Raw genomic sequence first — 12082 nt, forward strand, 5'->3', positions numbered from 1 at the left:
GCCGCGTTGAACACGGTGCTACCCATCGTGCGCGGCGCGGAGCTGACGGACCGCAAGGGCGTCGTCGCGGGCCTGGAGTACGAGCGGCACGGATTCGGCATCCTGGTCGTGGACGCGCGCGGCCGCATGGTCGACTTCGACCTCGCCGCCGACGGTACCGCCATCTTCGACGCCTGGCGGGTGGCCCAGTTCGCCGGCCGGTTCGCGGATCTGGAGGCCTTCGCGGCCGCGTGCCAGGATCTCGTCGAGGACCACGTCCTCGTCGAGGCGCGTCCCGGCTGGTTCTCGGCCCCGCCCGTCGACCCGCTGGCGGCCTCGCCGTCCGCGGCCGAGGCGGATGCCGCCTGGGACCGCATCTTCCAGCGGACCTTCGGTGCGAACACGTACTGGCCGGCGCTGGACTACCTGCGTCCCCGCGTCGCCGGAGCCGTGCCGCACTTCGTGGCGCTGGCCGAGTCGGCCCCGCATCGCCGGGCGACGGCCCTGGCCGCGGCCGGGCGGGCCGCCGACCCCGAGCGCTCGTTCCGGCCCTCGCCGGAGGCGCGCGCCGCGCTGCGGCCCCTCGCGGCGCGGATCGTGCCGCTGCTCGACGACCCGGACACCGAGGTGCGGGCCGCCGCCGTCTACGCCCTGCACCAGGCCGAGGGCGACCCGGCCGAGCTGTGGCGCCGGCTGGCGGTGGAGACCGAGCCGGAGGTGCGGGCCGCGTTGATCCTGGCGCTCGGACCGGCCGCGGTGTCCTCGCCCGTGCCGGACGGCCCGGAGGCGGCCGCGGCCGCCCTGGTGCGCGCCCGCGCCGGACTGCCGATCGAGCCCGGCGCGGCGGCGTTCGAGGTGCCCGTCGACTGGCGGCGGCGCGAGTCGACCCTGGCCGACCTGCTCCTCGCGACGAACGGCGGTCTCCTCGACGCACTCCCGCCCACGGTGCGGGTCGCGCGGGCGGTGGAGGACTGCGCGCGCTGGTACCGCTCGGCGCGGATCTGGGCGGCGCCCTGGGCCGGGCCACTGCTCCGGCACGACGACCCGGCGGTGCGGGCGGCGGCGGTCGACGCGATTGCCGCGACCGGTGAGCAGGCCGCGCCGTGGGCCGACGACCTGGCGCGGGTGGCCGAGTCGGACGCGGGTCGCGAGAAGGCGATCTGGGTGCTGGGTCGGCTGGGTGATCCCCGCTGGGCGACGCTCGGCGGCTGGACCGAATGGACCTGGCCCGAGCCGTCCGCCGCGCAGACCGAGGCGGTCGGCCGCGTGCTGGCGGCGGCGATCGAGGCCGGCGACGTCGAGTGCGTGACGACGATATCCTTGCGGGTGCGGTTCTCGGCGGCATGGGCCGCCGGCCTGGTGCCGCCGCTGCGAAGAGCCCGTGCCCTCGCGCCGAAGGAAGTGACGTGGACGCTGGTCTGCCAGAACGCGGCGGAGGCGGCCGACCTGCCCGCGCTGCGGTTGCTGGCGGCCGACGGGTTCGCGGCGGCGGCCGTCGTGTGCTGGCGAATGACCGGCGACCGCTCGGTGGTGGTCGCGGCGATCCGCAAGGCGATCGAGGACTGGGAATGGTCCCTGATCACCCATGGGCTGACGGCCGCGGCTGAGGCCGGTGTGGCCCTGCCGGAGCTGCTGGAGACGCTGCGGGACTTTCAGCGGACCGATGACGCCCCGGCGATGGTCCACGAGGCGAAGCTCGCCGCGTTCCGGGTCCTGCTCGCGGCCGGTGAGCCCGAGGATCGGATCCGGGCCAGTGTCCGCGCGATGATGGACCAGGACGGCAGCAGCGCCAACCGGGCCGCCGCGCTCGTCGTCGAGCGCGGCTGGACCGACCTCACCGGTGACCTGCTCGACGTCCTCCGCTGGACCATCCGTCCGGGCCCGGCGGCCGAGGCGCTGTGGCGGCTGGGCGTGCCCACCGAGGACCTGGTGCCGAGCCTGCTGGCGGTCGTCGCGAGCGGCATCGACCCGGTCGGGGCGGTGCGGGCCATGGTCACCATCGGCGCGACGGCGACCGGCCCGCACCTGGCCGAGCTGGCCGAGCGGGACCGTGCCATCGAGTTCGGCACCAGCTCCGAGCGCATGGCCTGGGACGACGAAGCCGTCTGCCGCACCCTGCGCGCCGCGGCCGCCGCCCTGGCCGCGCTCGGCTGACTACCGGGTCAGCTTCTCCGAGAGGTCCCAGAGGCGGGCCGCGTCCTCCTCGCTGCGCAGCGGGGCGTACAGCTCCTGCTCCGCCGGGGCGCCCGCGAGGTGTTGGAAGCCGCTCGGCCCGTACAACCGCCCGCCCTTGGCTTCGGGAGCGGTGGCCGCGTAGAGCGCCGGCAGCGCCGCCGACTCGATCGTCCCGAACAGGATTCCCCGGCGGCCCAGCGTGCGGATCAGCCGGCCGCCGAGGGTCGGGCGGGGGCGGCCCATGCCGGGCTGGGCCTGCAGGAGGTTGGTCGCCGCCACGCCCGGGTGGGCCAGGTTGCTCGTGATGCCCCAGCCCGCGGCCCGGCTGCGGCGGTCCAGCTCCAGGCCGAACAGGCCCAGCGCGATCTTCGACTGGCCGTAGGCGCGCATCCCGTCGTACGAGCGTTCCCAGTTCGGGTCGTCCCAGTTCACGGTTCCCTGGCGGGCGGCCACGCTGATCTGGGACGTGACCGTCGCCCGCCCCGCCTGCAGGAGCGGCAGGAGGTGGTTGACGAGGGCGAAGTGGCCCAGGTGGTTGGTGGCGAACTGCAGCTCGAAGCCGTCCGCGGTGGTCTGGCGGGACGGCGGGGTCATGACGCCCGCGTTGTTGACGAGCAGGTGGATCGGGCGGTGCTCGGCGAGCAGCTCCGCGCCCAGGGCGGCCACCGACGCCAGCGACGACAGGTCGAGCCGGCGCAGGGAGACGGCGCCCGGCATCGCCGCGATGGCCGCTTCGCCCTTGCCGGTGTTGCGGACGGGCATGATGACTTCCGCGCCGGCGCGCGCCAGGCGGGTGGCGATGCCGAGGCCCACGCCGTCGCTCGCGCCGGTGACGACGGCCAGTTTGCCGGAAAGGTCGGTGAGGTCCATGCGTCCAGGCTGCGCCGGCTACGCAGGGTTATCCACGGCCTCTCGATCCCAGGCTACGGGTCCGCGGCGGTGGTACAACGGAGCCATGATCGATCGGGCGGGGCTGGCCGAATTTCTGCGGCGGCGCCGGGAGGCGTTGCAGCCGGAGGACGTGGGGCTGCCGCGCGGGCAGCGGCGGCGGACCAGCGGGCTGCGCCGGGAGGAGGTGGCGGCGCTCTGCCACATCTCGGCCGACTACTACAGCCGGCTCGAGCGGGAGCGGGGGCCGCATCCGTCGGAGCAGATGATCGGGTCGATCGCGCAGGGGCTGCACCTGACGCTCGACGAGCGTGACCACCTGTTCCGGCTGGCCGGGCACCATCCGCCGAGCCGGGGGACCGGCGGGGACTACATCAGCCCGGGCATGCTGCGGATCTTCGACCGGCTCGCGGACACGCCGGCCGAGATCGTGACCGAGCTGGGGGAGACGCTGCGGCAGACGGCGCTCGGGGTGGCGCTGACCGGGGACAGCACGCGGTACACGGGGCCGGCCCGGAGCATCGGGTACCGGTGGTTCACCGATCCGGCCTGCCGGGCCATGTACCACCCGGACGACCACGGGCTGCACTCGCGCGTGTTCGCGTCCGGGCTGCGCTCGACCGTGGCGCTGCGCGGGCCCGAGTCGTGGGCGGCGCATCTGCAGCGGCTGCTGCTCAAGGAGAGCGCGGAGTTCCGGGCCGTGTGGGACGAGCATGAGATCGGCGTCCGGTACGCGCACACCAAGCGCTACCTCCACCCCGAGGTGGGGCTGCTCGAGGTCGAATGCCAGTCGCTGCTCGACCCCGACCAGGCCCACGCGCTGCTGGTGTACACGGCGATCCCGGGCAGCGAGAGCTACGAGAAGCTGCGGCTGCTGTCGGTGATCGGCACGCAGCTGGCCTGAGCCGGGAATCGGACAGATCCCTGCGATGGCACGGGATGGCACGCGTCCGGCCTTGAGGGTGCCGAGCGGCGCCCACGAGGGAGACATCATGAACATCCGCGGCAAGCTGCTCAGCGTGGTGGGTACGGTCACGGCCGCCGTGGCGGCGATCCTGGTGACGCCGTCCGCCGCGCACGCCGCCATCGATCCGTTCACGTGCTTCATCCAGACGGCCGACGGGCACTACGTCACCGCGGTCGGCGGGGGAGGCCGCACGACGGACGTCATGCATACCAACGCCACCCGGCCGAGCACGTGGGAGCGGTTCACCAAGGTGCCGCAGGGCGACCTGTTCGGCCACTTCGCGCTGCGCACGTTCACCGGCAACTACGTGACGGCGGTCAACAGCGGCGGCCTGAACACCACCCAGGTGTCGGACGTCCTGCACACCGACGCGACGCGGATCGGCACGTGGGAGCTGTTCTCCACGTTCAGCCTGTCCGACGGTACCGTCGGCATCCGGGTCTTCGACAACCACTTCCTGGCCGCGCTCAACGGCGGCAACCGCACGACGAAGGTCTTCGACTCGGACCGCGCGAACCTCATCATCCCGGACACGCACTTCCGCTTCACCTGCGGCGTCTGATCAATCTCTGCGAACACTGAACAAAGTTCAACAATTCACTGTTGGACATTGTTCGATGGCGATGAGACGCCACACACTGGGCATTCCTGACCCGTCCGCCAGCGGGAGATGTCCATGATTCGATTGAAGTTCAGGCCGCGACGCAGGGTGTTCGCCATCGTGGCGGGCGCCCTGCTCGTCGTCGGCATCGGTACCGCGCCCGCCTGGGCGCAGCAGCAACAGCAGCAGGGCCCGCCGGATCCCACGATCCCGGCCAACGATCACGCGCGGGGGCTCAACTACGACGGGTTCAAGGTCGGCACCGGGCGCTGCAAGGGCCTCTTCGAGGTCAAGAACGTCCCCGGCGCCTGTACCCACGGTCCGGACGCGGCGTTCGCCGGCATGGACGTGACCAAGTCGGTCGCGCCGCTCGCCGAGGCCAAAAGCGCAGTACAAGCCGCGAACATCGTCTGTGACGGGGACGGCCAGTCCGGCAACCGGGTGCAGGTCCTGTACGTGCGCGGGTCCAGCAACGCCGACCGGCTCGGGCAGTACCTCGGCTCGATCCGGACGTGGACGCAGGGTGTCGACGACATCTACAGCGCGTCCGCAGCCCAGACCGGCGGCACGCGCCATGTCCGGTTCGTGACCGACAGCTCCTGCAACATCTCGGTCACCAGCGTGGCGATCGCCAACAGCGCGCTGAGCGACTTCGGCGCCTCGGTGCAGGCCATCCAGGCCCAGGGCTACAACCGCAGCGACCGCAAGTACCTCATGTACGTCGACGCGACCGCGCTGTGCGGCGTGGCCTACGTGACCCTCGACGACCGCCCCGGCCAGGACAACTACAACAACTCCGGGGCGAGCTTCAGCCGCGTGGACTCGGGCTGCTGGAGCTCGGGGCCGGCGGCGCACGAGCTGACGCACGCGATGGGTGCGGTGATGAGCAGCTCGCCGAACCATACGGCGTACGGCCACTGCACCGACGACTACGACATCATGTGCTACAACGACGGGCCCGGCACCGTCATGCGCATCGTCTGCGGCGACCAGGCCCAGGACAACCGCCTGGACTGCAACAAGGACGACTACTTCAACACCAACCCGCCCGCGGGGTCGTACCTCGCGACGCACTGGAACACGGCCAACAACCGCTTCCTGATCACCAGCGGCGGAAGTTCCGGCGGCTCGGGCGCGGCGGGCACGATCACCGGGCCCGGCGGCAAGTGCGTCGACGTGAGCGGCGACGACACCGGCAGCAACGGCACCGCGGTGCAGTTGTGGGACTGCCAGTCCGGCGCGGTCGACCAGCGCTGGACGCACAACGCGAACGGCTCGCTCGCCACGCTCGGCCGGTGCCTGGACATCAACGGCAACGGTACGGCCAACGGCACGCAGGTCGAGCTGTGGGACTGCAACGGGGTCGGCGGCCAGAAGTTCGTTCAGCAGGCCGACGGCTCGCTGCGCAACCCGCAGTCCGGGCGATGCCTGGACGCGCCCAACGGCAACACGGGCAACGGTACGCGGCTGCAGATCTGGGACTGCAACGGTTCCGGGGCGCAGAAGTTCGCCGTGAACGGCGGCGGCACCGTCAACGGCCCCGGCGGCAAGTGCGTCGACGTGGCCGGCGACGACAACGGCAGCAACGGCACCGCGGTGCAGTTGTGGGACTGCCAGGCCGGCGCGGTGGACCAGCACTGGTTCCACAACGCCAACAACTCGCTGCGGACGCTGAACCGGTGCCTGGACATCATCGGCAACGGCACGGCCAACGGCACCCAGGTCGAGCTGTGGGACTGCAACGGGGTCGGCGGCCAGGCGTGGGTCCAGCAGGCCGACGGCTCGCTGCGCAACCCGCAGTCCGGCCGCTGCCTGGACGCGCCGAGCGGCAACACGGCGAACGGCACCCGGCTGCAGATCTGGGACTGCAACGGCAGCGCGGCGCAGAAGTTCGCGCTGAGCTGACGGAGGAAACACCAGGAGGCCGTCCCGAATCGGGGCGGCCTTCCTGCTGTGCCCGGAACTCATTAAGGTGTCCGCTACAACGGGGAGGTTGACGTGCGCCTGGAACAGGCCTACGAGCACCAGCGGGACAATGCGTTCGGGTTCCTGCGGCTGTGCTTCGCGCTGCTGGTCATGGTCGGGCACGCCGGCGTGATCGGGTGGGGGCCGGGGCACGAGCCGGTCCGGATGCTGCTCGACACCGGCGGCGTGGCGGTCACCGGATTCTTCGGGCTGTCGGGTTTCCTCATCTCGCGCAGCGGCCGGCGCACCGGCCCGGTGCGGTTCACCTGGCACCGGATGCTCAGGATTTTTCCCGGGTACTGGGTGTGCCTGCTGGTCATGGCCTTCGTGCTCGCGCCCCTGTTGTACTGGTACGAGCACAACACGGTCGCCGGCTTCCTCACCGCCGCGGACGGCCCGGTCGGCTACGTGCTCAACAACGTCCTGACCGACCAGGGCCAGGGCGACATCTCCGGCGTGACCCGCGAGGCCGCGTTCGCCGGCGCGATCAACGGCTCGCTGTGGACGCTGAAGACCGAGCTGACCTGCTACCTGCTGGTGCTCGGGCTGGCGGTGACGACCCTGCTGCGGCGAGCCCGCTGGGTCGTGCCGGCCTTCGCGGCGGTGCTGCTGGCGGTGATCGTGGCGGATACGGTACGGGGCCCGTCCGAGCCCGGCCCGCTCGCCGACGGCCACTCGGTGCACGTGCCGGTGCTCGGCTGGTTCCGCCTGTTCTACCTGGTCGTCTTCGTGCTGGCGTTCGTGCTGGGGATGACCGCCGACCTGTACCGGTCGGTCATCCCGCTCAACGACGTGCTCGGCGTGGCCGCGCTGGTGCTGGTGGCGGCGTCGCTGTGGCTGGACTGGCCGCTGTTCGGCCCGTGCATCGTGGCGTTCGTCTACCTGCTGCTGTGGGCCGGCGTCCGGCTGCCGAAGGTGCTGCGCCGGGTCGGCCGGCGCAACGACTACTCCTACGGCGTGTACATCTACGCGTTCCCGATCCAGCAGGCCCTCGCGATCGTGGGCCTGCCCCGGTTCGGCTGGACGGTGTACCTGCTGACGTCCGTGATCGCGGTGGCCGCGGTGGCCGCCGGCTCCTGGCACCTGGTCGAGAAGCCGGCGCTGGGGCTCAAGGACTGGACGCCCCGCCGCCGCCCGCCGGTCAGCGGCCGGCGTGCTCGGCGCGGGCCGGTGCCCCGACCTCGTGCAGGTACCGAAGCGCCTGCCGGTATGACGTGATCAGGCCGGTCTGGGCGTAGGGGACGCCGATCTGCTCGCAGTACTGCTGCACGATCGGCTGGGCCTTGCGCAGGTTGGCGCTCGGCATGCCCGGGAACAGGTGGTGCTCGATCTGGTAGTTCAGGCCGCCGAGGGCCACGTCGGTCAGCCAGTTGCCGTGCACGTTGCGGGACGTGAGCACCTGCTTGCGCAGGAAGTCCTCGTCGCCGGTCGGGTGCGGCATGCCCTTGTGGTTGGGCGCGAACGTCATGCCGAGGTAGACGCCGAAGATCGCCTGGTGCACGAGGACGAAGGCGAGCGCCTGCAGCGGGGACAGGACGAGCAGCAGCGCCCCGAGGAAGGCGGCGGCGTGCACGATCAGCAGGGCGGTCTCCAGGCGGCGCCGCTTCACGGTACCGTTGCGGATGGCCTTGATGCTCGAGACCTTGAGGTCGATGGCGAGCAGGGTGAGCAGCGGGAAGAACAGCCCGGCCTGGTGGCGGGTGATGAAGCCCTTGAGCCCGCGCCGCCCGAACGCCGACTCGGTGGCCCAGATGAGCACCTCGGGCGCCACGTCCGGGTCGAGGTCGTCGTGGTTCGGGTTGTTGTGGTGGCGGGTGTGCTTGTCCATCCACCAGCCGTAGCTCATCCCGATGCCGATGTTCCCGGCGACCATCCCGGCGATCTCGCTGGGGCGCTTGGTGCGGAACACCTGCCGGTGGGCCAGATCGTGGGCCACGAGCGCGAGCTGGGTGAAGGTGACGGCGAGGAACGCCGCGGTGACCAGCTGCCACCAGGACGAGCCGATGAGCACGAACGCGGTCCAGCCGCCGACGACCATGAGCGCGACGACGGTCAGCCGCGCGAAGTAGTAGGCGGGCCGGCGTTCCATCAGCCCCTCGGCGTTGATCCGGCGGGTCAGGACGGCGAAGTCGCTGCCGGCCGCCGTCCGCGTCGGCGTCATCGTGGTCGTCATGGCCCTAATCCAACCGGCGGCCGCCCCGCGCGTCAGGAGCGCTACGTCCTCCGGCATGGGGGTGCTACCACCACCATCCGAGGATGGGTGGGCAGGCACAATATGACAGGTGAGGGTTGCCGCATGGGGTGAACGCGCAGGCCAGTGGGCCCGGCGCGGGGTGCGCTCCGTGCTGTCCGGGATGGCCGTGGCCGGACTGGCGGTGACCAACCTGTTGCTGTTCGTGGTGGCCGTGGTGGCGCTGGCGCTGACGCCGGTGCCGTTCCTGGGCCTGGCGCTGGTGCCCTGGACGATGACGCTGGTGCGGATGCGCTGCGACCTGGAGCGCCGGTGCGCCTCGCGGGCCGGTGTCCTGGTGTCGCGGCCCTACCACCCGGCGCCGGAGCGGGCCGTCGCCGGCGGCTGGCAGCGCTTCCGGTGGACCGTGACCGACCCCGCCACCTGGCGCGACCTCGCGTGGCTGGTGCCGGGCGCGATCGTCGGCCTCGCGCTGGGCCTGATCGCCCTGGCGATTCCGTTGTACGGCCTGCTGGGCCTCACCCTCACGCCCCTGTGGATCTGGCTGGGTACCGGCTGGTACGGGTACGGCGCCCTCTGGTCGGTCGCCAACTTCGAGGAGGGCCTGCTCTGCCTCCCGCAGGGCCTCGTGATCCTCGTCGGCGGGCTGTGGCTGGCGCCGTGGCTGCGGCGGGTCGACGCGATGTTCGCCAAGCTGTTCCTCGCCCCGACCAAGGCGGCCGAGCTGCGCCTGCGGGTCGTGCAGCTGTCGGTGAGCCGGGCCGACACGGTCGACGCCCAGGCCGCCGAGCTGCGCCGCATCGAGCGCGACCTGCACGACGGCGTCCAGGCCCGGCTGGTCTCCCTGGGCATGATGATCGGCCTGGCCGACGCGCTGATCGACCGCAACCCGGCCGGGGCGCACCAGCTGCTGGCGGAGGCCCGCGAGTCCAGCGGCGCCGCGCTCGTCGAGCTGCGCCACCTCGTCCGGGGGATTCACCCGCCCGTGCTCGCCGAGCGCGGCCTCGGCGGCGCCGTCCGCGCGCTGGCGATCAGCCTGCCGCTGCCGATCACCGTCGAGATCGACCTGCCCGGCCGGCCCGACACGCCCGTGGAGTCGGCCGCGTACTTCGCCGTCGCCGAGACCCTCGCCAACATGATCCGGCACAGCCGCGCCCACAGCGGTTCGGTGGCCCTGCGGCACGCGGACGGCGTGCTGAGCATGGTGGTCACCGACGACGGCGCGGGCGGCGCCGACTCCGCCGCCGGCACCGGACTGCGCGGGATCGAGCGCCGCCTGGCCGCGTTCGATGGCACCATGGCGCTGTCGAGCCCGCCCGGGGGACCCACCGTCGTCACCATGGAGTTGCCGTGCGCGTTGTCATCGCCGAGGACCATGCCCTCCTCCGTGACGGATTGACCCGGCTGCTGCAGGCCTTCGACTTCGACGTCGTCGCGGTCGTGGACAACGGCCCGGCGCTGCTGCCCGCCCTCATCGCGCACAAGCCCGACGTGGCGGTGATCGACGTGCGCCTCCCGCCGACCTTCACCGACGAGGGACTGCAGGCCGCGATCGCCGCCCGCACCCAGGTCCCCGGCCTGCCGATCCTCATGCTGTCCCAGCACGTCGAGCCGCTCTACGCCCGCGAACTGCTCGGCACCCCGCAGGGCGGCGTCGGCTACCTGCTCAAGGACCGCGTCTCCGACGTCGGCGAGTTCATCGAGGCGGTCCGCCGGGTGGCCGAGGGCGGCACGGCCATGGACCACGAGGTGATCACGCAGCTGCTGGCCCGCCGCGAACCCCTGGCCGTGCTCACCGCCCGCGAGCGCGAGGTCCTCGGCGAGATGGCCGAGGGCCGCTCCAACGCCGCGATCGCGGTGAAGCTGCGGATCACGGAGAAGGCGGTCAGCAAGCACATCAACAACATCCTCACGAAGCTGGACATGCCGCCCTCCAACGACGACAACCGCAGGGTCCTCGCCGTCCTGGCCTACCTCAACGCCTGAGGCCCGCACTCCGAGGTAAAAAATTCTAGACACGGTGTCGGCCGTGCTTTACCTTCGACATGTCAAGTTTTTTGGACATGGGAGCGTGGGGCATGTCGTCCGAAGAGCAGCGCGCCTGGATCTACGCCGTCGTGGGCCTCGTCGTCCCGGCCGTCTACCTGACCACCGTGCTGTCGAAGGTGCCCGGCACCGACGTGGCCACGATCTCCTACGTGCGGCCGATGCTCATCGCGACGGCGGTCGCCATCGGCGCGAGCATCGTGCTGAGCATCCTGACCGCGATCTTCGCCGGGATCCTGACCGGGATCACGTCCGGGATGGCCGCGACGAAGGACCTGGGCCGGACCGACGAGCGGGATCGCGCGATCAACCGGCGGGGTGAGTACGCCGGGTTCTACGTCATGAGCATCGCGTCGCTCGTGCCGCTGGGCCTCGCCCTGGCCGAGGCCGAGCACTTCTGGATCGCCAACTCGCTCTATCTCGCCTTCGTGCTGGCCGCGCTCACGTCCGCCGTGGTGCGGATCGTCGCGTACCGGCGCGGCTGAGCATCAACAAAGCGGCCGATCGTCAAACAATTCGAGGAGGGGTCATGGAAACGGAACGCGTCCGCACCGCCCGCATGACCGGGCTGCTCTACCTCGGCGTGGCCATCGCCGGGTTCGGCTTCTACTTCGCGCTCCTCCCGCGGCTCTTCGCCCCCGGCGACCCGCAGGCGACGCTGGCCAACCTGGTCGCGCACGAGTCGCAGGCCCGCGCCATCGTCGCCGTGGAGCTCATGCTGGTCGTCACCCAGGCCCTCACCGCGCTGTGGTTCCAGCGCCTGTTCCACGCCGCACAGCCCCTCGCCGCCGCCGGCATCGCCGCCTTCGGCATGGTCAACGCGGTCGCGGGCCTGGTCAGCGCCGCGCTGCTGGCCACGGCGGCCGGCGTCGCCGCCGAGCCGTTCGGCGACGCGGCGGCCATGGTGCAGCTGCTGTACCAGATCAGCGACGACGTGTGGGGTGTCGCCGCGCTGTTCTTCGGCCTGTGGCTGATCCCGATGGGCTGGTGCGTCCTGCGTACCGGCTGGATGCCCAAGGTCCTCGGCTGGATCCTCGTCGGCGGCGGGGTCGGCTACGTGCTCAGCGCGTTCGTGCGCTACCTCGTCCCCGACCTGGGCGTCGTCGCCGAGGCGCTGGCCTACCCGGCGTCGGTCGGCGAGTTCTGGATGGTCGGCTACCTGCTGATCTTCGGCGTCCGCCGCCCGCGGACGGCGGACGCGGCGGCGGGATCGGCATCCAGCGCGGCGGCAGTGTCAGCGCCGTCATAAAGCGGGATCAGCTGGGTAGAG

11 protein-coding genes are annotated in these 12082 nt (G+C 71.8%); 9 read left to right on the forward strand and 2 right to left on the reverse strand.

Features of this window, described 5'->3' with window-relative positions; genetic code table 11:
- The first annotated feature begins 15 nt into the window (after positions 1–15).
- The gene (locus ACQPZ4_RS19405; protein WP_433066578.1) at positions 16–2133 is read left to right on the forward strand and encodes a DUF6896 domain-containing protein; all 2118 of its coding nucleotides are present in this window, start codon (positions 16–18) and stop codon (positions 2131–2133) included.
- Here ACQPZ4_RS19405 and ACQPZ4_RS19410 read toward each other — a convergent pair whose 3' ends face one another.
- On the reverse strand, positions 2134–3024 hold the full coding sequence (locus ACQPZ4_RS19410) for an SDR family oxidoreductase (RefSeq protein WP_433062868.1): 891 nt from the start codon (positions 3022–3024) through the stop codon (positions 2134–2136).
- 85 nt (positions 3025–3109) lie between these two features.
- Between ACQPZ4_RS19410 and ACQPZ4_RS19415 the strand changes: the two genes are divergently transcribed.
- The 4 genes from ACQPZ4_RS19415 (at position 3110) to ACQPZ4_RS19430 (ending at position 7793) form a co-directional block, all read left to right on the forward strand.
- A complete protein-coding gene (locus tag ACQPZ4_RS19415; RefSeq protein WP_433062871.1) occupies positions 3110–3946 on the forward strand; it encodes a helix-turn-helix transcriptional regulator in 837 nt (278 codons plus the stop codon).
- A gap of 88 nt (positions 3947–4034) precedes the next feature.
- Positions 4035–4571 (forward strand): fascin domain-containing protein, encoded by a 537-nt coding sequence (locus tag ACQPZ4_RS19420; protein ID WP_433062874.1) that lies wholly within the window; start codon positions 4035–4037, stop codon positions 4569–4571.
- Between the two features lie 147 nt (positions 4572–4718).
- Positions 4719–6515 (forward strand): ricin-type beta-trefoil lectin domain protein, encoded by a 1797-nt coding sequence (locus ACQPZ4_RS19425; protein WP_433062877.1) that lies wholly within the window; start codon positions 4719–4721, stop codon positions 6513–6515.
- Positions 6516–6608: 93 nt separating this feature from the next.
- Positions 6609–7793 (forward strand): acyltransferase family protein, encoded by a 1185-nt coding sequence (locus ACQPZ4_RS19430; RefSeq protein ID WP_433062880.1) that lies wholly within the window; start codon positions 6609–6611, stop codon positions 7791–7793.
- Here ACQPZ4_RS19430 and ACQPZ4_RS19435 read toward each other — a convergent pair.
- A complete protein-coding gene (locus ACQPZ4_RS19435; RefSeq protein ID WP_433062882.1) occupies positions 7717–8748 on the reverse strand; it encodes a fatty acid desaturase family protein in 1032 nt (343 codons plus the stop codon). The genes ACQPZ4_RS19430 and ACQPZ4_RS19435 overlap by 77 nt on opposite strands.
- Before the next feature lie 109 nt (positions 8749–8857).
- On the opposite strand from ACQPZ4_RS19435, the gene ACQPZ4_RS19440 reads away from it, so the two are divergent.
- The 4 genes from ACQPZ4_RS19440 to ACQPZ4_RS19455 all read left to right on the forward strand — a co-directional run bounded on the left by ACQPZ4_RS19440 (position 8858) and on the right by ACQPZ4_RS19455 (position 12061).
- Positions 8858–10165 (forward strand): sensor histidine kinase, encoded by a 1308-nt coding sequence (locus ACQPZ4_RS19440; protein ID WP_433062885.1) that lies wholly within the window; start codon positions 8858–8860, stop codon positions 10163–10165.
- Positions 10117–10752 (forward strand): response regulator transcription factor, encoded by a 636-nt coding sequence (locus tag ACQPZ4_RS19445; RefSeq protein WP_433062887.1) that lies wholly within the window; start codon positions 10117–10119, stop codon positions 10750–10752. The genes ACQPZ4_RS19440 and ACQPZ4_RS19445 overlap by 49 nt, the downstream gene beginning before the upstream one ends.
- Positions 10753–10844: 92 nt before the next feature.
- Positions 10845–11297, forward strand: a complete 453-nt coding sequence (locus ACQPZ4_RS19450; protein WP_433062889.1) for a hypothetical protein — start codon at positions 10845–10847, stop codon at positions 11295–11297.
- A 44-nt stretch (positions 11298–11341) separates the two neighbouring features.
- Positions 11342–12061: a DUF4386 domain-containing protein gene (locus ACQPZ4_RS19455; protein WP_433062891.1), complete on the forward strand. Its 720-nt coding sequence runs from the start codon at positions 11342–11344 to the stop codon at positions 12059–12061.
- Positions 12062–12082: the final 21 nt, after the last annotated feature.

The organism is Dactylosporangium sp. CS-033363 (assembly GCF_050942475.1).
GTDB lineage: Bacteria > Actinomycetota > Actinomycetes > Mycobacteriales > Micromonosporaceae > Dactylosporangium.

Excerpts from the sequence above, each read along its gene's own strand:
- ACQPZ4_RS19410 (WP_433062868.1), bottom strand. The coding sequence starts at position 3,024 with ATGGACCTCACCGACCTTTCCGGCAAACTGGCCGTCGTCACCGGCGCG.
- ACQPZ4_RS19415 (WP_433062871.1), top strand. The coding sequence starts at position 3,110 with ATGATCGATCGGGCGGGGCTGGCCGAATTTCTGCGGCGGCGCCGGGAG.
- ACQPZ4_RS19420 (WP_433062874.1), top strand. The coding sequence starts at position 4,035 with ATGAACATCCGCGGCAAGCTGCTCAGCGTGGTGGGTACGGTCACGGCC.
- ACQPZ4_RS19435 (WP_433062882.1), bottom strand. The coding sequence starts at position 8,748 with ATGACGACCACGATGACGCCGACGCGGACGGCGGCCGGCAGCGACTTC.
- ACQPZ4_RS19450 (WP_433062889.1), top strand. The coding sequence starts at position 10,845 with ATGTCGTCCGAAGAGCAGCGCGCCTGGATCTACGCCGTCGTGGGCCTC.
- ACQPZ4_RS19455 (WP_433062891.1), top strand. The coding sequence starts at position 11,342 with ATGGAAACGGAACGCGTCCGCACCGCCCGCATGACCGGGCTGCTCTAC.